Origin of the sequence: Bifidobacterium sp. UTCIF-1, from assembly GCF_006408915.1 — a bacterium.
Taxonomy (GTDB): domain Bacteria; phylum Actinomycetota; class Actinomycetes; order Actinomycetales; family Bifidobacteriaceae; genus Bifidobacterium; species Bifidobacterium reuteri.
Window position 1 is genome coordinate 49687 of sequence record NZ_JFAG01000018.1, and the last position, 22411, is coordinate 72097.

Below are 22411 nucleotides of genomic sequence, written 5' to 3' on the forward strand. Positions count from 1 at the left end.
CGACGCCATCACACCCTCCAGAGCCATTACAGCCGCACGAATCGCGCCTCATACGGGGCGAGGTCAGCGTCGAGCGGCTCCCTGACCACGGCGGCGCCTTGCTCGTCGGCACCCGGGTTCAGATGCACGTGCTGCTCGTGTTCGGAGAAGCTGAACAGGCCGACCAGCACAGCGTCATCAACCTTGCGGACCACGGCGAGCACGGCATCATTGGACGTATCCCACGTGGAGACCCAGGCGTCCGGGGCAAAGCACGGGTCGTGACGCATCTCGCGCAGTCCTTCCATGCCTTTCCATAGACGGTTCTGCAACGTGCCGGGCTTCTTGCGCAGCGCGGCCTTGTCCCAGTCGAACTTGCTGCGGTGGAGGTTGCGGCTGTCCTCCACACGATCGGGATCATCCTTGTACTCCCAGCCGTTGAGCTGACCGATTTCGTCGCCGCAGTTGAGCATCGGGAAGCCGCGCAGGAACGCCATGGTCTGATGCATCAGCAGGTCTCGCCTGATCGAAGTCTCCAGCAACGGCTTGTCATGGGTGATGACGGCCTTTTCGATGCCGCAGAACGATGCGGTGGTGCCGCAGTTGCGGGCGTCGCGCGTGGCCTCGTCGTAGTTGTAGAGCTCCCCCATCGACCAGCCGCCGAGCACCGCGCCCTCGTAGAAGTGGTACAGATATTCCTTGTGCTTGAGCGGATCGATGCCGAGCTCATGTTCCACGTCCTCGTCCAGTCCCCAGCCGACATCGTCATGGCAGCGCAGATAGTTGACGAACCAGCAGTTCTCGGGAAGCGCGTCCAGCTTGTCGATCTGGGTCTTGAGCAGGCGCACGTCACGGCTGGCGAGCGCGCTCCACAGGTTCACCATGACGGACACGTTGTACAGCATATGGCACTCGGGCGCTTCGCGAGTGCCGAAGTACGCCGCGAGTTCCTTGGGGGCCATGACGACCTCGCCCTTGAGCACCACAGCCGGGCAGACGCATTCGAGGATGATGCGCAGCATGCGCACGATGGTGTGGACCTGAGGCAGATTGCGGCAGTCGGTGCCGAGCTCCTTCCAGATGTACGGCACGGCGTCGATGCGGAAGACCTCCACACCGAGATTCGCCAGATGCATCACACTGCCGAGCATCGCCACGAGCACCTTGGGGTTGCGATAGTTCAGGTCCCACTGGAACGGGTAGAACTGGGTCATGACCCACTTGCCCATCTGTTCGTTCCACGTGAAGTTGCCGGGCGCGGTGTTCGGGAAGACCTGCGGCACATGCTCTTCGTACTTGTCGGGCATGGTCCGGTCATCGAAGCAGAAGTAATAATCCTGATATTCCGGGTCGCCGGCCTGCGCGGCCTTGGCCCAGCGGTGGGTGGATGCGGTGTGGTTCATCACGAAGTCGATGCACAGGCTGATGCCGGCGCGGCGCAGCTTCTTGGCGAGATTCGCGAGGTCCTCATTGGTGCCGAGCTTCGGGTCGACGGTATCGAAATCCTCGACCGCATAGCCGCCGTCATTGTTCGGGCGGGGCATCTGGAGCAGCGGCATGAGATGCAGGTAGGTGAGCTTCTGTTCCTTGAGGTACGGGATCTTGTCGGCGAGCTTCTTGAGGTCGCCGGCGAACAGGTCGGTGTACATGGTCATGCCGAACATGTCGCCGCGCTTGTACCAGTCCGGATCGGCTTCGCGGGACTTGTCGAGACGTTTGAGGTCGGCGGGACGCTCGGCGTAGGCTTCGGCCATGGCACCGAGGAGTGCGCTGAAGTCTTCCGTGGCGGTTTCGCGCTCGCCGTACAGGCTCATGAACAGGCGCTCAAGTTCGGCTTTGTGTGATTCGAGACGGGAGAGGAACACAGGGCTCGGAGCAGTGCGCTTCGGTTTGGCCGCGGCAGCCGCGGTGACGGATTTGGCTGCGGTCGGGCGCTTCGACGCTGCGGTTTTGTCTGGCTTTGGGGCCTTCGCCGCGGTCTTGGTCGCGGCCCTGGTCGCGCCGGTTTTGGCTGATTGCGCGGCCTTGGTGTCGCTGATAGTTGTGTGCTGTGCCGGCTGGTTGCCCTGAGCCATCGGAAACTCCTTCGTTCCATGCTTCATATCTGCGTCAACCGATTGACGTTGACGCCTATCATATCGAACCGGTTCGACGGGATGGCGCGCGACACACCGGAGAGGAACCGGCATCCCAGCGACCCCATGCACATTGTGTCGCGCGAGGCATCGGATGCAATGGGGAGTGAGATGAAGGGGCGAGATTGGGAGTGCGATTGAGACGATTATCGCTCGAGAATCAAACGGCGACCATCACCACAGCCGAAGCAATGGGACCGTCATGGCTCAGAGAGATATGGACGCCGGGAATCGAACCTGCACAATCGGGGCGATCGGCGCGAAAGGGCTGCACGCCATTATCACCGGCGCAACGGCCTGCCGCCCCACCACCGGAGGCACGCGGCGCGAATGACGAACCAGCAGAGGGCCCATCGCCAGCCAACGAATCACGGAACTCCCGCGCCGCCCTACCGGACAGCATCACATGCGGCACACCGTGCGAATCGTCAAGGATCTCCACTTCGCGCCATGGAAAAACATCCAACGTGAACGGATAAGGCCTCTCCCCCAACGCTTCGCACCACGCCTTGAGGAACGCCTCCTTGCCTGCCCATTTGGCCGCCAGATGCACGGCCTCGCCGTCGTTTTTGACGCGCGCGCGTTCCAATGCCTGCCGCACCTCTCGCACCGAGAACAGCGAGCGCATGCGCGTTCCCGGTTCGGCGAGCTGCGCCGCGAACGCCGATACATCCACCACGTCATGACCCAATCCACGCACGCCCATGGCCATATTCGCCTCCCTTAACGCTTGATTGCACCCATTTCAACAGTAGAACACCTGTCAGCAAGCCGTCGCGCATTGCCGACACGACCCTATTCTCGCTTTGCGGCAACGCGCGCAGCTAGTGGTCCGTCTCGTAATTGGTTGAGTGGTGTTGGCCCCCTGATGGGACGTTGCCATGAAACAGACAGCGGTGGTATTTTGGCCCCCTCTGACGAGGGGGCTGTCAGCGAAGCTGACTGGGGGAGAGACAGGAGAAGCAGTGCTCAATCATTTGTGAGACAGACCACTAGTAGAAACATGCATTCTCGCTTACAAGGGGTTGATTTTCGTCTTCAGGAGCATCTATCGGCGCTACGAGGGGTTGCCGTCCGCAATACCCGGCTGACAAAACGGCGTAATGGCGTAGTCATCACGCACTGTATAGCCGTAGATACATTGGCGAGCAGCCCCTCATAACGCAGATAGATGTTCCCAGAAGCGGAAATCAGCCCCTCGTAACGCAGAAAGCCCCTCCGAAAAGGGGCTTTTCGCGCGAATCGCCCGTAGGCGAAGTGAGCGGGGCACACCACAGGTGCCCCGCGAGGGAATCCTGATGCGAACCGAGGAAATCAGGCTTCGAAGAAGCCGGATTCGCCGAGGCGAGCATCAGGATTCAGCAGCATCGCCTTTTCGACCTCGTGGTGGTCGTAGCCACGACCATCCTCATGGAAGCGACGGTTGTCGATCGGCTCGTAGAGCGCCGCACGGCCCATCATGCCTTCCTCGAGGTGGCGCTGACCTGCCGCCAGACGCGCGTTGGCACGCTCGCGCCAAGCCTCCAGCGCGGCCTCGCCGTCAGCCTTGGCCACGGCGGCCTCGAAGGCACCGGGGTGCACCAGCGCCACGAATCCGGAGACGTGTCCGAAGCCGAGCGAGGTGGCCAAGCCGGCCTTGACCGGACGGCCCGGCGTGACGCGACCGAACTCGTCCTCACCGCCACCGATGCGCAGCGGCTTGCGCAGCCAGACCATGTGATCGTCGCGCTCAAGCTTCGGATCGACGCAGTCGAGCGAGGCATTGCCCGGAATCACACCGGACTTGAACAGCTGCGTCAGGCCGTTGACCTGGAAGACGCAGGCACCGCCCTTGGCGTGGCCGGTGAGCGTCTTCTGCGAAATCACGAACAGCGGGTTGCCGTCCGCGCGTCCGATGGCGTGGGCCAGCGTGTTGTGCAGCTCGGACTCGTTCGGGTCATTGGCGTTGGTGGACGTATCGTGCTTGGAGACCACGGCGATGTCGTCCGCCGTGACACCAAGACGGGCCAGATCATGCACCAGCTTGGAGTCGCGACCGCCGAGGCCGGCCGCTAGGGCGCCAAGGCCCGGTGCCGGAATCGAGGTGTGTGCGCCATCCGCGTAGCTGTGGATGAAGCCGACCACGGCCGCGACAGGCAGGCCGAGTTTCAGGGCCAGGTCGCCACGGGTCACGAGGATCGTGCCGCCACCCTGGGACTCCAGGAAGCCGCCACGGCGACGGTCGTTCGCGCGGCTGAAGAAGCGCGCGTCGATGCCCTTGCCGTACATCTCCTCGGAGTTGGCGGTGGCGTTCATGTTGCCGAAGCCGATCACCGATTCCACGCCGATGTCGTCGATTGCACCGGTGACCACGAAGTCGGCCTTGCCGAGCGCGATCTTGTCGACGCCCTCCTCCAGCGACACAGCGGCGGTGGCGCAGGCGGAGACCGGCTGGATCATATTGCCGTAACCGCCGATGTAGGACTGCATGACGTGCGCGGCCACCACGTTCGGCAGCGCCTCCTGCAGGATGTCGGTCGGGATCTCGTGGTTCAGGAAGCGGTCGAGGTACAGCTTGCGCATCGACATCATGCCGCCGAAGCCGGTGCCCTGGGTCGAAGCCACCAACGAGGGGTGAATCGACTGGAGGATTTCGGTCGGGGTGAAGCCGGCCGCCAGATAGGCGTCCACGGTGGTCACGATGTTCCACAGCGCGATCTCGTCCACGTCGCCGACCATCGAGGCCGGGATGCCCCAGCGGGTCGGGTCGAAGCCGGTCGGGAACTGGCCGCCGACCGTGCGGGTCATGGTGGCGCGGCGCGGCACGCGAATCATCGAGCCGGCGTGACGGGTCACGTTCCATTCGCCGGATTCAGCATCCGCGGCGATGGAGGTGTGCGCCTCGTCCAGCTTGACGTACTCGCGCGCAACCTCCTCGGACGGCACGGAGAAGGTGACGTCGTGGTCGAGGTAGACCTCGGCTTCCTCCTCGTCGGCGCCGTCCTTGTAGTCGTTGCCCATGCCGGTCTCGAACGGACGGATGCCGGAGCGGGCCACGACCTCGTCGTGGTAGCGTTCGGCGATGTCCTCCTCGGGCACCAGGTTGCCGTCCGTGTCATACCAACCGGGCTTCGGGCTGTCCTGCCAGGTAAGCAGGCCCATGCTCCACGCCAGTTCGAGCACCGCTCCGGCGCTCAGGTCGACGGTGCCGTCCGGGTGGATGCCGAGTTCGGCTTCCGCACGGGTGCGGCCGGAGCCCCATGGGCCCAGCTCGCCGATGGACACGATGACGATCTCGTCCTCCGGGCGGGCGGTGACGCTCTGCCAATCAGCGAGGTCGACCGGGGCCTGCTTGGCGATAATCGGGGTGGGCAGCGCCTTGATGGCGGAGCCTTCGGCGCTGTTCTCCGGCTTCTCTCCCTCAGTCGCGCTGCGCGCGCCAGCTCCCTCATCAGAGGGAGCTTCCTTAGCGGCGTCGGCCATCGCCTCCGCGCGCAGGGCCTTGATGTCGATGGGCTCGCTGCCGAGGCCACCGGTCAGGTCCACGTCGAGCGGATGCTGGACGGCTGCCGCACGCGATTCCGCAGTGCACAGGTCGAGCAGCCTGACCGCGATCTGCGCGGTGGAATAGGTGTGGATGCCATGGCGCTCGACGACGGCGACCAGCGGATCGTTGCCGCCCATGAGGCCGGTGCCGCGCACCCAGCCGATCTTCGGGTGGGCGAAGGTCACGCGACCGGCCCATGCGTCGCGCTCGGCGCGCGCACGGTTCACGATGGCGTCGAAGGCGCTCTTGACTTCACCGTATGCACCGTCGCCACCGAAGACGCCACGGTTCGGGGAGCCGGGCAGCACCACGTGCAGCTTGTGCTGCACGTTGGTGTCCTCGCCGATCTTCGAGAAGCCGGCGATGGCGCGTTCCACGCCCCACAGCATGAGTCGGGCCTGCGATTCGAACAGGTCGCCGGCGTCGGCCAAGGTGCCGTGCACTGGCGGGGCGGCGAACGGGAAGAACAGGGTCGGCTCCCACGCCGGCTTCAGGATGGTCGTGGTGGCACCCGAAGTCTTCTTCTGCTCGTGGCCCACCCAGTCGACCAGCGCGTCCACGTCACGGTAGCTGGACAGGTTGGCCGGGACCAGCCAGAGCTTGGCGCTGCCGGTGGCGTGCTCGCGGTACGCCTGCTTGGCCCATGCCTTGATGGACGGCTTGAAGCTGTGCGAGGTGGCCACCACGGTGGCGCCTCCAGCGAGCAGTCCTTCGACCACCTGGGCGGCGATTGAGTTCGGGCTCACACCGGTCACGATGGCGATGTCGTTCGCGAAGCGGGACGCGTTCTTGTCGGCGGCGACGGCTTCGAGGGCTTCAGAAGCGACGCGAGCGAAGGCATCGCGCAGGATGCTCTTGGTCTCTCCCTCAGTCGCGCTGCGCACGCCAGCTCTCTCATCAGAGGGAGCTTGAGAGGCATACCACTGGGCTTCGGCTGCGATGGCCTTGCCGAGGCCGATGAAGCTACCGTTCAGAGCCGAAGCGTCCTGCTCATAGAACGCGCGGGCCAGATCCTCGCGGGCGGAGGCCCAACGGTCGTCGAAGAGGATGGCCTTGTTGGCGTCGAAGCGCGGTGCCACCTGCTTGGGCCAGTCGGAACCAAGCTCGGCGTCGACGGCGGCCACTACGGCCGCGTTCTCATCCTCGCCTTCCTCGGGCACAGGCGCGGCCACGCCGAGCTCGTTCAGCACGAATCGGGCGGTGGCGGCGAGCACGCCGTTGGCACCGGTGACCTTCTCGGCGAAGGCGTCCAGCGCGGCGGAGTCGACCACGGCACCGCCAGCAGCGCCACCGGCGGTGGGCAGTGCGACGGCGACGCCCTTAAGCTGCGCCACGGCTTCGACGGCGGCATCGATGAGCTTGTCCGCCTCGGACTTGTTCTGCACGGCCGAGGTAGGCAGCTTGGCCAGATCGCCGCCGCGGGAGCTTGCACCCTCACGGGTGTCGAGCAGGAGCGCGGCGAGCACGCTGGCCACCCAGCCCTCGCCGAGCTGCCAGACGTTGGTCACGCGGTCGCGGATGTACTGTTGCTTGACGCCTGCGGCGCCGAACAGCGCACGCAGACGGTCGCGCAGGGCTTCGGACAGCACTGCACCGAACGGCTTGTAGTTCGGGGCTGCCTTGTTGACGATGACGGCGAGCTTGTCGAGCGTGGCCTCGGCCGCACCGTCCACGCTGGCCACGCCGAGCTCGGAACTGATGTCCATAAGCAGCTGGTTACGACGCGAGGAGACGCCATTGGTCAGCGTATCGGTGGTGTCGTTGCTGCCGATCTGGTCGATGCGCAGCTTGGCGGAGTAGGCCATGAGCACGCCGATGGCGTCGGAGGCCTTGAACGGGAGGTCCGGCACGGAGGCGCCGGCGCTCCCCTGACCTGCGACGGCGGCGCTCCCCTCACCCGCTGCGCGGGCGCTCCCCTCAGAGAGGGGAGCCGAGGCGGCAGCCGGCTTGGCGACCCCGGAACCCAACTTGGCGACTGCGGAGCCGCCGGCGGGAGCGGTCTCGACCGGCGCGGAAGCCGCGGCCGATGCGGACTCGTCCGCGTCGTCGTCGGGCACGAGCGAATCGGAATCGGTCATGTACACGCGGCCTTCATCGCGGCCGACGTTGTAAACCACCGTATCGTTGCCGGCGAACTCGGGCAGGCGCAGGGTCTTGGCACCGAGGTTGGCCAGGGTCGGCGCGTTGCCGAGGCCGACCTCCACGTACTCCTCGACGCCGAGGCCGCCCTGTTCGCGCTTGCCGAACAGCAGCGCCTGGGTCTCGATCCAACGCACCGGGGATGCGAACTGCCAGGAGAGCAGCTCGGTGAGCAGGAGTCGGCCGAGCTTCTGGTCGTCGGCGGCGTAGGAATCCCACACGGCCGGGTTGTCCAGCGCCTCCTTGATACGCTCGGACGGCACCACTTCGAGGATCTTTGCGGCGAATTCCTTGGTCATTTCGAACGGTGCGGCCACGAGGTTCGGGATGTAGCGGCCCACCAAGCGGCCGCGGTAGTCGATGTGCTGCGGCAGCAGCGCGTCGAGCTTGTCGCGGAACTCCGGCACGCCCTTCCTGAGCAGTGTGGAGTGGAACGGCACATCGATGCCGGGCACCAGCATGAAGGCAGGCTTGCCGCCCGCCTCCTTGGCGCGGCGGTTCGCATCCTCCTTGAACGCCTTGAGACCGGCGATCGTGCCGGCAATGGCGTACTGCTGGCCGGCGAGGTTGTAGTTCACGATCTGCAGGAACTCGCCGCTGGCCTTGGCCACGGATTCCACGTAGTCACGCACGTGCGCGTCGTCCACGCCGAACTGGTTCGGACGCAGCGCGCCCATGCGGTAGTTGGAGCGGCCTTGGGCGTCGCGATCGATGAGATGGTGCATGGTGGAGCCGCGGTGGAACACGAGCTCGAGCACGGTCTCCAACGGAATCACGCCGGCGAACGCGGACAGCGCGTTGTATTCGCCGAGCGAGTGACCGGCGAAGTAGGCGGGCCAGATGTCGGCGCCGGCTTCGCGCAGACGGGCGGTCTGGGCGAAGGCCACGGTGGCGAGCGCCACCTGGGTGAACTGGGTGAGGTTGAGCAGGCCCTCCGGATGACGGTAAGTGACGCCGTTGGCGGTGAGCTCCTTGGGGTTATCGCGCACGAGTCCGATGATGGAGAATCCGAGCTTGGCGCGGGTGAGCTTGTCGGCGCGTTCCCACACATCGCGGGCGGCGGCGGACTTGGCGCGCTCGTCGAGCACCATGCCCTGCTTCTGGATGCCCTGGCCGGGGTAGACGAAGGCCGCGCGGGGCGCGCGCACCAGCGCGGTGCCGCGGGAGACGAGCTGGCCGTCGATGCGGCAGGTGACCTCGAAGGTCATGCCGCTGTGGCGCACCTTGCCGACGCGCTCCACGGAGATCTCGACGACATCGCCCAGCTGCACCATGCCGTACATGTTGTAGGTCCAGCCGGCAATCTCATAGTGGGCGCCCTTCTCGTCCAATGCCTGCACCGCGTGCTGGGCGGTGGCGGACAGCCACATGCCGTGCACGAGCGGTGCCTGCAGGCCGGAGATGCGTGCGCCGCGCACCGAAGTGTGGATCGGGTTGAAGTCGCCGGAAGTGCGGGCGAACGCGGTCATGTCCGTGGGGGCGGTGACCTTCACTCGACGCAGCATGCGGCGGGGAGTGGCTTCGACCTCGTCATGTGCCGCGTCGCCGAATTCGGGCGCGTCGGCCGGCAGCGCATCCGAGTAGACGCGGCCTCGGATGGCGAAACGCTCGGTTTCGCGGGCGAGCAGCGTGCCGTCGGCGGCGGTGTGGGTCACGTGGATGGTGACCACACGGCCGGATGCGGATTCGAAGTAGTCCTCCGCCCAGGAGGTGAGGTTCACGGTTTCGCCGGTATGGCGCAGCAGCTCCTCCTCATCGACCTCGAGTTCGATGAGATGGTCGAGGTGCACGGCGTTGAGCAGGCCCTCGATCACCGGGTAGCCGTCCACGTACACGGAACCGAGCGCCGCGTAGATCGCCGGCCATGCCGGGCCGACCAGTGCGTCCGGCGCGATGCGGCTGGGCTGCAGCGTGGCGGGCAGCGCCGCGCCGGTGGCCGCCTCATGGTCGAAGCCGAGGTTGGCGGACAGGGTGTAGGTGGCGTGCGCTTCGCCAAACGGACGCGAAGCGGGCGTTATATGCGAAGCGCGCGAGGAGTCGGACAGTCCAGTGGACTGTCCGGCGACGGAGCCATCCGTTTCCCGCAACGCAGCCGCAGCCGCCACAATCTCGGGCATGGCGACGAGCTTGTCGCCGGTGATGGCGGTGTTGCCGATGCCTGCCGTTGCGGCGAGCATCGCGTACACGTCCGGGATGAGACGCTCGCGGTCGACCACCGGCACACGGCCGGGTTCGGTGCCGTCCACGACCAGCGGGATGACGATGTCGCGCACGGCGTGCTTGGAGGCGCCGCCGTCCGGGTCGTTGTCCCAGTAGGTGTCGAGATGGATGTCGAGGTCGTACTTGCCGTTCGCCGCATCCACTGCGGTGATCTCATAGTTCTTATCACCCAAGGCAGTGCCGTATGCGGGATTGTCGGTGATGTGGCCGACCCAGGAGATGTTCGGGGACTTGCGGATGAAGTCCTCGGCATCCGAAGCCTCGCCCAATGCGGCGAACAGCTGTCCGGCCTCCTCGGATTCCTCGTCCTCTTCGGCCACCTTCACACGGTCGATGGCCGCGTTCTCGAACCGGCCGAGGATGTCGGCGATCGGCTCGTCCACGGTGGTGATGCCGCCCACGGAGATCGGTCCGGGGATGGCGCGCACGGAATCGGCGGAATACCGGGAGTCCTCGGACTGCCAGAGCTGGTCCTGTCCCCACCAGCGCAGCAGATCGTGGTCGATGACCGGCACGAACGGCATCGGCTTGGGGTATTCGCGCACGAGTACCGGGAACCAAGCCACGTCTGCGGGCACGATCTTGAGTTCGGCGGCCTGCGGATACGCTTCGGCGAGCTTGGCCAGCGCCGGTGCCGGATCGGCGGCGATGTCGCTGCGGGTCAGCAGACCGGCGGCAGCGGCGGCTTCGGCGGAAGTCCCCTCGGCTGCGAAGATGCGGGATGCGAATGAGCCGGAATCAGTGCCGCCCACACGGGCTTCGATGCGCTGCAGCAGGTGCTGGAAGCGATCGACATAGGTCGGATCGACCCAAGGGAAGGCGAGTTCGGCGAAACGCTGCGCCCATTCGAGATAGGTCATGGAGGCAAGGTCGCCGAAGTAAGGCTTGGCGGTCTTGTTCAGCGCCTCGATGATCTCCTTGCGGCGGGAGTCCAGCTCCTCGGGGTGCTTCATCACGCGCACCAGCAGGCGGCCGCATTCGGCGGAATCGTTCTCGAGTTCGTAGATGTCGGCGTGCAGGTGGCTCAGGCCGGAGGACACGCCGCCGACCGACTTGCCGGACGGCACCCAGTGGGCTGCCTGCGGGGCGAACACGTCGTCGGACTTGGCATCGGCCGGGATGCCGGCGGTCTTGACCAGCAGCTGCTTGACCTCAGGGCTGGTGTGGGCCTCCTTGGCGGTCATCGCCGCGGTGCCGACCATCACGCCATCCACCGGCATGTCGGGCAGACCGTAGGCGCGCGACCACTGGCCGGAGATGTAGTCGGCGGCACGTTCGGGGGTGCCGATGCCGCCGCCGGCGATCAACACGAGGTTGTCGCAGGCGCGCACGTCGGCGTAGGTGGCGGACAGCAGGTCGTCCAATGCCTCCCAGCTGTGGTGGCCGCCGGCCTCGCCGCCTTCCACCTGGATCATTATGACGGCGGGGGCCACGGCCTTGGCGATGCGCACGACCTGACGGATCTGGTCGACGGTGCCCGGCTTGAAGCTCACATACGGCAGGCCGTCGGCGTGCAGGGACTTGATCAGCGCCACGGCTTCGTCGAGCTCGGGGATGCCGGCGGACACGACCACGCCATCGAACGGAGCGCCGGATGCGCGCTTCTTGGGCACGATGCGCGAGGAGCCGAACTGCAGATTCCACAGGTAGCGGTCCATGAACATCGCGTTGAATTCGACGGTGCGGCCTTCCTCGAGCTCCTCCTCCAGTGCGGCCACATGGCGGTCGAACACCTCGGCGGTCACCTGACCGCCGCCGGCGAGTTCGGCCCAGTAGCCGGCGTTGGCGGCTGCGGCCACGATTTCAGGGTCGACGGTGGTGGGTGTCATGCCCGGCAGCAGCACCGGCGGCTTGCCGGTGAGACGGGAGAACTTGGTGACCAGCTTGTCGCCGGCCGGCGTGCTGACCACGTGCGGCGCGAAGGTCTTCCAGTTCTGGGTGCGCTCCGGTTCGCCGTCCAAGGTGGACAGCCCCGCGCGCTCGGCCAGGGTGGTGGCTTCGACCACGCCGACGCCGGTGCCTTCGACCACGTTGCCGATCAGCTTGCCCACGGTGTTGCCCGGCCCCAGATCGACGACCCAGAGCTTGGCCGGGTCCTCGGCGACGTCCAGCAGGTGCTTGACGCGCGCATTCCAATCCACGTGGTTGACCAGCACTTCCTCGGCGAGCGCGCGGGTGCGGTCCTGGTCGAAGCCGCAGGAGGCGGCCCAATCCACGGCCTGCTCGACCGCCTCGTTCATCAGCGGGGAGTGGAACGGCAGGGTGACGTCGAGGTATTCGAGGGTCGGATCGAACACGGTGCCGCCGCGCAGCTTCTGCTCGCGCAGCTTGGCCTGATGCTTGTGTTCGCGCTCGGTTTCGAGGGCGAATGCGGACAGGTCCTCGGGGTAGCCGGACAGTACGTAATGGTTGCTGGAATTGGTGACGGCGATGGAAATCGGGCCACGGGCGCGGCCGGATTCGCGGACGCGATCGATCAGCGTCTCGACCTGGGCCTTGTCCGCGCCTTTGACCGAAAGCATCGGGGTGGCGTCGCCGTACTTGGCGTTGAGGCCGAGTTCGCGGACGCGACGCGTGCCGGCGGCGCCGATCAGGGCGGCGGTCGCCAGGATCTCGTTCAGCGCGTCCGATGCGGCCTCGACGGAGCCGGCCTCCTCGATGGCACGGCTCATGTGCACGGCGAGCACACCCTGGGAATGTCCCAGAACGGCAACCGGCTTGGCTTCGGAAAGAGCGTACCCGAGGTGTTCAAGGTCGAGCAGTGCACCAAGCTGGGTCAGCGCGATGCCTTCCACGGATACGGTGGCGTCTGCGGCAGCGCCGAGGCGGGCCGGGTTCGGGGTGAAGCCGAACAGGTCGACCGGGCGGCCGGTGGTGGCGAGCAGGTCGGCCGCGACCGGTGCCAGCAGACGATGGGCGGCTGCGGCATGGTTGTGCAACGCCTCGGCGAGGCTGGGATCGGAGGTCTGGTCGGCGAGCGCGACCGGCCACGGGGTGGACTGACCGGCGAAGGCGAGCGCATGCGGCTCGGAGGCCAGGCGGTTGAGGAAGAAGGTGGTCATGGTGTTCCTATCTGTGATTGTTGCGTAGGACTGTTGCGTTGGTTGGATGGATTTGTTCTGTTGGGTACGTTCGGTAGTTCGGTCTGCCAAGCTAACCGCCGGGGTCACAGCGGCTGGTTGCCGTGGTGTTTGGTGGTATGGCGTATGCGGCGCTTGGTGGCGAGTGTGTTCAGTGATTCGATGATCACCTCACGGGTCTGTTCGGGGTCGATCATCGCGTCGATCTGCCCGATTTCGAGCGAGAGGTTGGCGTTGACCGTGCTGGTTTCGTAGTCCTTGATGTATTTGGCTCTAAGCGCCTCCACGTCCTGGCCGGAGGCCTTGGCCTTGGCCAGGTCATGGCGGTGGATGATGTTCACCGCACCGGCCGCGCCGAGTACCGCTATCTGGGAGCTGGGCCAGGCGAAGTTCAGGTCCGCGCCGATGGCCTTGGAGCCCATCACGATGTACGCGCCGCCGAACGCCTTGCGCAGCACCACGGTCACCAGCGGCACCTGCGCGTTGGCGTAGGCGTAGATCACCTTGGCGCCACGGCGGATGATGCCGGCGTGCTCCTGATCGGAACCGGGCTTGTATCCGGGCACATCGACGAGCGTGACCACGGGCAGGTTGAAGGCATCGCACAGACGCACGAACCGGGCCACCTTTTCGGACGAATCGACGTCGAGGATGCCGGCCCTCACATTCGGCTGGTTCGCCACGATGCCCACCGGCCTGCCTTCCATGCAGGCGAATCCGACCACCGCCGAGGCGCCGAAGAGCTCCTGCACCTGCACGAACTCGCCGTAGTCGACGATGCAGCGGATCACGTCGAGCATGTCGTAGGGCTGACGTTCGTTGGCGGGCACGATGGTGGCCAGCCGGTTCGCGGTATCGCGTTCGGCGCGGGTTGCCGCGTAGGCGTAGACGGGCGGCTTGCCGTCCGAGTTGGACGGCAAGTAGGCGAGCACGGTGCGCGCGTAGTCGATGGCGTCGGATTCGTCCTCGCCGAGGTAGTGGGCCACGCCGGATACCTTGTTATGCACTTCCCCACCGCCCAGATCGGCCATCGAGATGGTCTCGCCGGTGGCTGCCTTGACCACGTCCGGGCCGGTGACGAACATGTTCGAGTTCTCGCGGGTCATGATGATGAGGTCGGTCAGTGCAGGGCAGTAGACGGCGCCGCCTGCGCACGGTCCGAGGATCAGGCTCAGCTGCGGCACGAATCCGCTGGCTTCGCAGGTCTTGCGGAAGATGCGGCCGTATTGGCTCAACGCCGCCACGCCTTCCTGGATGCGCGCGCCGCCGGAATCCACGATGGCCACGATCGGCACTTTGAGCTCGATGGCCATATCCATGAGCCTGCAGATCTTCTGGCCTTCCGCAGTGCCCAAGGTGCCGCCCTTGACGGAGAAGTCCTGTGCGTATACGGCCACCTTGCGGCCGTATACCAAACCGAAGCCGGTGATGACGGCGGCCCCTGCGTTGCCGCCGGCGATATTGCCGCCCTGGAATCGGCCGATCTCCTCGAACGTGCCGGTGTCGAACAGCAAATCCAAGCGTTCACGCGCGGTCTTCTTACCTTTGGCGTGCTGCTTGTCCCGGGCGCGCTCTTCAGCCGCACGGGCCAATTCCGCGGCCTTGATCACGGCGGCGCGCAGCGGCTGGTGGCCGGACGGCTGGGCCACGGACGCCGCGGCGGCATCCCCCACGCCGACGTTGCCGGTCGCAGCCCCGGCCCCGGCAGCCATTGCTGCGGCCTGCGCGGCCTTCACCGCCGGAGAATCCATGATGTCGGTCATTTGGCGGCCTCCTTCTTGGAATCCGCTGCCTTATCGGCTCCCTCTGACGAGGGAGCTGTCGGCGCAGCCGACTGAGGGAGAGACCCCGGCGCAGCCGCAGCGGCCTTGGCCTTGCCGGCGCTCACGTCCAGCGTGACCAACGTGTCACCCGCCTCCACGCCGTCGGCGGGGCTCACGAAGATCTTCTTCACCTCGCCTGCGGCCGGAGCGTACACATAGTTCTCCATCTTCATGGATTCGAGCACCACCAGCAGGTCGCCCTTGGCCACCTGCTGCCCTTCGGACACGTTGATGCGCGTGACCACCGCCTGCATCGGGGAGGCGATGATGCCGGACTTGGCGCCATCGTTGGCGGCCGCAGCTCCAGAGCCGACGTTGTGCAGTCCGGCGCCGCGCAGCGGCTGCGTGGGGCGCTTGGCGTTGCGGGCGCGGGCCGAACCGGTGAGGTTCTCCACGATGTCCATCGGCACGGTGAGCGTGACGCGGCGGTTGTTCATCTCGATGACGAAGGTCTCGGACTTGGACTTGTCCGGCACGGCGGCAGCCGGGGCGCCGGCCAGCGACGCCGGCTGGCCGGAAGCGGCGGAAGCGGGCGTGCGGTTCAGATACGTGCGCTCCAGCCATTTGGTGGTCACCGAGAACGGATGGCCATGCTCGGCGGTGAAATCGTCGTTGCGGAAGATCTCCTTGTACAGGGGGATCGGCGTGGGCACACCTTCGATCACCAGCTCATCGAGCACGCGGCGCACGCGTGCCACGGCGTCGGCGCGGTTCTGCGCGGTGACGATCACCTTGCCCATCATCGAGTCGAATTTCGGCGAGATGGTGTCGCCCTGCTCCACGCCGGTGTCGATGCGCACGCCGGGGCCGGCGGGCCATTGGATCTTCTCGAGCGTGCCGGAACCGGGTGTCAGGTTGGTGGCGGGGTCCTCGCTGGTGATGCGCAGCTCGAAGCTGTGGCCGCGCGGTTCGGGGGCGCGGGTGAGCTCGCCGCCGTCGGCGATCACCAGCTGTTCGCGCACCAGGTCGAGGCCGCTGACCTCTTCGGAGACCGTGTGCTCCACCTGCAGTCGGGGATTGACTTCCAGGAAGTAGACCTTGCCGTTGGGCGTTACCATGAACTCGCAGGTGCCCAGACCCACATAGCCCACGGTGGTGAACAGCCTGCGGGAGTATTCCTCCAGTGTGGCCACCGTTTCCTCGCTGAGGAAGGGGGCCGGCGCCTCCTCCACCAGTTTCTGGTTGCGCCGCTGCAGCGAGCAGTCGCGCGTGGAGTACACGGTGAAGTTGCCGTGGGAGTCGCGTCCGGACTGGGTCTCCACGTGGCGGGCCTTGTCCACGAACTTTTCGATGAAGTATTCCTTGAGATCGCCGCCCTGCAACGCGTCATGGTTCATGTAGAAGCGCCGCAGCTCCTCGTCGTCATGGACCACGGTGATGCCGTGGCCGCCGCCGCCATCGGTGCGCTTCATCATGATCGGATAGCCGTGGGTGTGCGCGAAATCGAGCAGCGTGCGCACATCGGTCACCGGCTCGGACAGGCCCGGCACCGGCGGCACCTTGGCGCGCAACGCCACGCGGCGCGCGGTGATCTTGTCGCCGAGATCGACCAGCGCGGTGTGATGCGGCCCCACCCAGATCGCCCCTGCCTCTTCGACTTTGGATGCGAAGCTCGGCACTTCGGAGAGGAATCCGTATCCGGGATGCACGGCGTTCGCCCCAGTGCGGTGGAGGATGTCGATGAGCAGGTCCTCGTTCAGATAGGTGTCCTTGTAGGTATCCCCCGAAAGCAGATAGGCTTCATCCGCCATGCTCACATATCGGCTGTTGCGATCCTGCTCGGCGTACACGGCCACCGTGGAGATCCCCATCTCCTTCGCCGTACGCACCACGCGAAGCGCGATTTCCCCTCGGTTCGCGATCAGTAGTTTGTTGACACTTTGAGTCATATTGACAGATTTTCCCCTTGCCGTCAGGTTCCGGCAATCGCCGTCCGCACAAAAGCGATCATCCCGTTTTGTAGGGCGGCAACAAACGGCCGCGTAGGTTCCGGTTACGTAACCGGACGATACGCCACTGATTTTCCGCGGAATTGCAACGTTTGCGGCTATGGCACCAACAGTGTCCACCAGTTGACGATAACAACGGTTTCGTCAATGCCCGACAAAGAAGCGCTCGGTTTTTTGTACTTTGATACGAAACCGCACGAAAGCGAACAACCGTACGATGGCTTTCATAGTTGGGGAAGGCTCCGAATACACCGGCTGCCCACGCCACACCACCAAAGGGGATTCAATCATGCAAACCACACCTACCGCAGCACCGTCCGCCTCCGCATCCACCGTCGCACGCCGCATCGCAGCCGTCTCGTGGAAGCCGGTGCTGTTCGCCGTACTGCTCTGGCTATCCGCCGCAGCCGGCAAGATTCCGGTTCCGGGCACTCCTGTTCCGATCACACTGCAGACATTCGTGGTGATGCTCGCCGGGCTGATGCTGACGTGGAGGCAGGCCGGATCGGCACTGGCACTGTACATCGCGGCCGGCGCCGCCGGTCTGCCGGTGTTCGCCGGCGGTGCATCCACGATGGCTCTGGTCGGCCCGAGCGCGGGCTTCATCCTGGGCTTCCTGCCCGGTGCCGTAGCCATCGCCCTGCTGCGCGGCAAGGCTGATACGTCGTCCTTCAGTGCCGCCGCACTGACCGCAGGCCGCTACATGCTGGCCGCCATCATCGGAGGCGTTGTGGTGGTGTATGCGTTCGGCATCACCGTGCAGTCCGCCCTGACCGGCGCGCCGGCGCTTGCCGTGACGCTCGCCTCGATGGGCTTCATCGCCGGCGACGCCGTCAAGGCCGTCGTGGCGGCGCTGGCCGCTGCCGGGCTGAGCAAGCTCGGACGCTGATGATGCTGCGGCAATGACTTGCTGCAACACGCCCTATTGATATGGTTTGGGCCACGGGTAATTCGCCCGTGGCCCAAACCATTCTCTCTGTTTCTTTTCATCACCGGTGCAGCATTGACGCCGGTGACACCTTACAGCACACCGACATCCGCAGTGTGCACAGTATGCTCCACCCCATCTGCTGTGCGCAGAATCAGTGAAGCGTCATTGTCCAAACCGACTGCGGTGCCGGCGAGCGCGGTTCCATCGGTGAAGCGGGCTTCCACGGTGCGACCTCTCGCCCAGCACACGGCGCGCATCTCCTCGTGCAGGGCCGCAATGGCACCTTGCGGGTCGGCGATGAACGCCGTCAGCCGTTCGCGCAAACCAGTCACCTCGCGCGCGGCGATGGCGTCGCGCATCGTGGTGAACGGCGGCAGGCCATTGGCATGCAACTGCAGGGAGGTCGACTGCGATGTGGGCAGTAGCGTAGGCGGCAACGCCAGATTCAGGCCGACGCCGATCACCAACGCCACATCGTCATCACGACCGGGCGAGTCAGGCTGCGCGCTGCCGGACGGTGGCAACATGACCACCTGCGACAGCAGTCCGCCAAGCTTCAGACCGTGGCAGTACACGTCGTTGGGCCACTTCAGCTCCAGGAAGTGTTCGGCATCGATCATCGAGGCCCCCGACGCCTCGATCATCCCGTTCAGCGCATCCAGGGTGGCCAGGCCCGCGATCATCTGCAGCCAACCGTTGATGGTCTCATCCAGTGCGACCGCACGCGGCACTCGCACCACATACGATATCGTCGAGCAGCTGCCCGGCTGGCTGATCCAGGTATGCCCGTTGCGGCCGTGTCCGGCAACCTGGCTGTCGGCTGCAACCACGACGACCGCGAGGCCGTGTGCCGTATGCGAGGGCAGCGTCAATGAGCCATCAGTGATCATTGACGCGGCAAGCGCGTTGGTGGAGTCGGTCTCATCGACACTGATGACCCGATCCGCCACCGCCTCGGTTCGAGGCAACCGAGGTTGTGCAATAGACAGTGTATGTATCATGGGCAACACGTTACCGTATTCTTCGCCTGAAAACGAGCGATACACTGCCTGAAATCGGCGTATTTCCAAGGAAAAACGACTCTTGGCGACGTGTGAACGCTCACAGGTGAGCAGGCTCACAACCTATCCCCATCCGTTGGCATTACCGGCTACCATTGCAACCATGACCCGACCAGTATCCCTACAGCCAGACACGACAGGCCCTGCCCATCCACGACTCGCACGCATCGGTTCCGCCGCGCGTTGGACATTGGCCGTATCGGCATGCCTGTGGCTGGCGCTGTGCACTGCTGTAGGACCGCTGTATTGGGATTTCGACAACGGCACCATCGCGCATTGGAATTGGACCAATACTGCCATTTTCGCGGGCTCGTTCATCGTGTATCTCGGCATCGTCGTGGCGCTGGTGCGCTTTGCTGCCCTGGGCCATATGCTGCCCAAGCCGCTGCATCAATGGCTCTGCCGCGTCCAGCGCACCGTGTGCGGTCTATTCAGCGGCCGCGAAGTCACCAGCGCAGTCGCCGATAATGCGGTTCCCGCCCATGACGCCACTGACAGCACAATCCCAACCAGCACGAACCCCGGCGACCGCCGATCCGACGCGAATGGCTCTACTGAATCTGCCACGGCCCATGCCTCGCGGATACGCGCCATACTGCCGGTCGCAGGCCGCGCCATCATGTATGCGATGGCGGTTCTGGACCGGTGGATTGTGCGGGGCACGAACCGGTTCTGGAAGCTCGCTCTGGTGTTCTTCATCGGATGGTTATGGGTGCCCACCACCCTGCTGGCCGCGTTCGGCGCCGACATCCGCTCGCAGATCCGCGAATTCAGTTGGGCCTGGAATCAATGGACCGGGTTGAAACAGCCATATATCGGCTTCTTCTCGTTCGTCCCGATGGACATCTACCCCACCGCGCACTACATGTGGCCGTCCGACCCCACGTACCTCACTGACCAGCACAATATCGCGCTGACCCTCATATACGGCGCCACGGCCGCATTCTCACGCTATGTCACCGGTTCGAATGACGCAGGCATCGTGGTGCTCGCGGCATTGCAGATGCTGTTCGCCGTGTTCTGCTGCGCTTCCACCGCCCACCGGTTCCTGAATCGTCCGTGGATGCGAACCGACGCCCGCTCCTCGGCCACGAATGAGGACCTCGATGAGAGCACAGACGAAGGCCCGGACGAAGGCCCACAGCCATCCGAAACTCCATCCATAACACCATCCACAACTCCCCAATACGCAGGTGGATTGGCCCGTGTGCTGATACTACTGTTCTTCATGGTCTGCCCGTTAGCCGTGTTCTCGACCATCTCGCTGACCAAGTCCCCATTGTTCGCATTCGCATTCGTCTGGTGGTTTGGCGTCTGGTATGAGCTGGCGCAGACCTGGCGTCCTGCAGGACGGCGCCGCGGCGGCAGACTACACAGCATTGCGAAGACCAGTGTTAGCGCCGCAGCCGGCAACGCCGACGAAGCCATCAGCGACACCAAAGACAACAACAGCGCCGACGAATCGCACGTGGCACCAGCGCACTCGCCGTCTGCCCCGATCCGGCTGCCCCGCCATAGCCTTATCGCATTGATACTGTCCAGCTGCGTGATGCTGATTTCCGCCAAATACGCGTGGTATATCATCGCCCTGCAATTCGTACTGGCCCTTATCGCCGACCGCCGCCGCTGGAGCACGTATGTAGCGGCGTTGCTCATCCCCACTGTGCTGATTCATGGCGGCATCGTCCTCGCCATCCAATCGCATGTCATCATTGGAGGCGACCCCATCGAAAGCCGAGGCGTGCAGCTGCAGATGATCGCCCGCGTGGCGCAGCGTAATCCCGACGGCATTTCGGCGGACGCCGCCAAGAACCTGTCTCCGGTGTTCAATCAGGACCAGATGGCGGACGCGTACTTCCAGCAGGATGCCGACCCGGTGAAATCGTCCGGCATTCAAGCCAAGAAAGTCAGCTACAAATGGCGTACGGTCACACCTGAAGACATGGAGAAGTTCAACAAAGCCTGGCTCGATATAGTCATGGACAACCCTGTCATCGCACTTGATGCGCTGTTGGCCAAATGCTTCGGCTACTTCAACGTCACCGATCAGCCATACGTATCCATGGGGTATTACATCAACAGCGATTATGTGCAGAAGCATTCCACGTGGATCAAGTCGTACCATCATGATTGGCGTGAGAAGGTGGCCGGATTCGCCACGGCCTGGGGCTCGATACCGGTATTGGGCTGGTTCACGCACGGCAATTTCTATGTGGTGCTGACGCTGCTGTTCGGCGCAGCCGAGGTGATTCGCCGGCGTTGGCTCACGTTGATGACGCATATTCCGTTGCTGCTGCTGATGGGCGTGATGATCACCGCGCCAGCCAACAACTTCGAGAGGCATATGCTGCCGGTGGCGTTTGTGTTCGGCTTCGTGGTCCTTTCTTATTGGCGTGAGTCGCGGAGCGAACGCCAGCGCCTCCAGCACTGAACGGCTCCCCTTCACCCAGTTCAACCGGCTGCAAGAGAAATCTGACGGCTTTGCGTCACTAATAATTGAGCGCGGCATCCTGCTGGCTCGCCTGTCGGCTTGCACGTTGCCTACAGACAGATCCGCTGTCTGCTTCACGGCAACATACAAGATAGACCACGGCTGGCGTAACCCCGAATACGAGGACAAGATATTAGACTGTTAGCTATGCCTTCGAATTTCCTCGATCTATTATCTGCTGATGTATCCAATGACACTGATGGTACGGCAGTGGATCGCATTCGGGTTGTGCTGTTTGAATGCCTGTTCGACGAGCTCGCCGACCAGCGGGTAACGTCGCTGTTCAATGTGCTCGGGTACGAAGGCGGTTTTCCGTGCTATGCCATTGCCGGGTATCCGGCACGCTCCGCGGCACGGACGCGCGCGTCCATAGAAAAAATCGTGTCCGATTTCGGCGGCAACTGTCTCACGGCGACCCATACCCTTGGCGTGCTGTCAATCAATGATGAAGCAGATCTTGCACAGAGCATTGCCGACGACGGTGACGATACGCTCGGCACCGCAGATCATGATAAGAACGAGGCACAGGACAGAACGGTAGTCGTCGCGCTCATTACCCCGGTTGGAGCGGCCACTCCGGAGCTTATCTGCAATACGGTCGCCTCCGCATATGACGATGCTCGCCCTTTGGCATTGGGACCTCAGCTACGCGGCACTTCCGGCGCCATGCGCTCGATACGCTCATCGCTGTATTGTCTGAAGGCTGCGCCAGCGTTGGCGGCTGCCGTGCATCAGCTGCCACGTCCGTTGCGCAACGACGATGCGCTGCCGGAACGTGCGCTTATCGGTGATCAGGATGCGCGCAAGGTATTAGTAGAGGCCGTGTACGGCAGTCTGGCCAACGCGAGTACCGATAACTCGACGATGGTGACGGTATCGACGTTCCTCAAATATGGCGGGTCACTGGAGACGACGGCCAAGGAGCTGAATGTGCATCCGAATACGATTCGCTACCGCTTGAAGCGCGCAGCGGAGTCCACCGGCTGGGATGCCACCGATCCGCGTGAAGCGTTCGTACTGTCGTGCGCCATTGCGCTGGGCCGTGTCGCCGGTCTCAGCTGACCTCATTCCAAAGAT

At 64.5% G+C, this 22411-nt stretch carries 9 protein-coding genes; 3 read left to right on the top strand and 6 right to left on the bottom strand.

From position 1 onward, the window contains the following. Positions 1-26: 26 nt before the first annotated feature. The 5 genes from BW09_RS08825 to BW09_RS08845 all read right to left on the bottom strand — a co-directional run bounded on the left by BW09_RS08825 (position 27) and on the right by BW09_RS08845 (position 16791). Positions 27-2054: an alpha-amylase family protein gene (locus tag BW09_RS08825; protein ID WP_181161809.1), complete on the bottom strand. Its 2028-nt coding sequence runs from the start codon at positions 2052-2054 to the stop codon at positions 27-29. 220 nt (positions 2055-2274) lie between these two features. Beyond that, on the bottom strand, positions 2275-2820 hold the full coding sequence (locus tag BW09_RS08830; RefSeq protein ID WP_140463377.1) for a holo-ACP synthase: 546 nt from the start codon (positions 2818-2820) through the stop codon (positions 2275-2277). 608 nt (positions 2821-3428) lie between these two features. After that, positions 3429-13061 (bottom strand): type I polyketide synthase, encoded by a 9633-nt coding sequence (locus BW09_RS08835; protein ID WP_140463361.1) that lies wholly within the window; start codon positions 13059-13061, stop codon positions 3429-3431. A gap of 104 nt (positions 13062-13165) precedes the next feature. Further along, on the bottom strand, positions 13166-14791 hold the full coding sequence (locus BW09_RS08840) for an acyl-CoA carboxylase subunit beta (protein WP_375137579.1): 1626 nt from the start codon (positions 14789-14791) through the stop codon (positions 13166-13168). A gap of 47 nt (positions 14792-14838) precedes the next feature. After that, positions 14839-16791 (bottom strand): biotin carboxylase N-terminal domain-containing protein, encoded by a 1953-nt coding sequence (locus BW09_RS08845; protein WP_140463365.1) that lies wholly within the window; start codon positions 16789-16791, stop codon positions 14839-14841. Between the two features lie 349 nt (positions 16792-17140). On the opposite strand from BW09_RS08845, the gene BW09_RS08850 reads away from it, so the two are divergent. After that, positions 17141-17740, top strand: a complete 600-nt coding sequence (locus BW09_RS08850) for a biotin transporter BioY (RefSeq protein WP_140463379.1) — start codon at positions 17141-17143, stop codon at positions 17738-17740. Between the two features lie 131 nt (positions 17741-17871). Here BW09_RS08850 and BW09_RS08855 read toward each other — a convergent pair whose 3' ends face one another. Continuing rightward, positions 17872-18783 carry a biotin--[acetyl-CoA-carboxylase] ligase gene (locus tag BW09_RS08855; protein ID WP_140464870.1) on the bottom strand — a complete coding sequence of 304 codons (912 nt, stop codon included), beginning with the start codon at positions 18781-18783 and terminating at the stop codon, positions 17872-17874. 163 nt (positions 18784-18946) lie between these two features. On the opposite strand from BW09_RS08855, the gene BW09_RS11000 reads away from it, so the two are divergent. Together BW09_RS11000 and BW09_RS08875 are read left to right on the top strand one after the other, a co-directional pair. Further along, positions 18947-21274, top strand: a complete 2328-nt coding sequence (locus BW09_RS11000) for a DUF6020 family protein (protein WP_219846524.1) — start codon at positions 18947-18949, stop codon at positions 21272-21274. Between the two features lie 207 nt (positions 21275-21481). Beyond that, positions 21482-22396, top strand: a complete 915-nt coding sequence (locus tag BW09_RS08875) for a CdaR family transcriptional regulator (protein WP_140463367.1) — start codon at positions 21482-21484, stop codon at positions 22394-22396. Positions 22397-22411: the final 15 nt, after the last annotated feature.

What these genes read in the sequence shown, in the direction of transcription:
- BW09_RS08850 (WP_140463379.1), top strand. Translation starts at nt 17,141, where the DNA reads ATGCAAACCACACCTACCGCAGCACCGTCCGCCTCCGCATCCACCGTC.
- BW09_RS08830 (WP_140463377.1), bottom strand. Translation starts at nt 2,820, where the DNA reads ATGGGCGTGCGTGGATTGGGTCATGACGTGGTGGATGTATCGGCGTTC.
- BW09_RS08855 (WP_140464870.1), bottom strand. Translation starts at nt 18,783, where the DNA reads ATGATACATACACTGTCTATTGCACAACCTCGGTTGCCTCGAACCGAG.
- BW09_RS08875 (WP_140463367.1), top strand. Translation starts at nt 21,482, where the DNA reads ATGCCTTCGAATTTCCTCGATCTATTATCTGCTGATGTATCCAATGAC.
- BW09_RS08825 (WP_181161809.1), bottom strand. Translation starts at nt 2,054, where the DNA reads ATGGCTCAGGGCAACCAGCCGGCACAGCACACAACTATCAGCGACACC.
- BW09_RS08840 (WP_375137579.1), bottom strand. Translation starts at nt 14,791, where the DNA reads ATGGCTGCCGGGGCCGGGGCTGCGACCGGCAACGTCGGCGTGGGGGAT.
- BW09_RS08845 (WP_140463365.1), bottom strand. Translation starts at nt 16,791, where the DNA reads ATGACTCAAAGTGTCAACAAACTACTGATCGCGAACCGAGGGGAAATC.
- BW09_RS08835 (WP_140463361.1), bottom strand. Translation starts at nt 13,061, where the DNA reads ATGACCACCTTCTTCCTCAACCGCCTGGCCTCCGAGCCGCATGCGCTC.
- BW09_RS11000 (WP_219846524.1), top strand. Translation starts at nt 18,947, where the DNA reads ATGACCCGACCAGTATCCCTACAGCCAGACACGACAGGCCCTGCCCAT.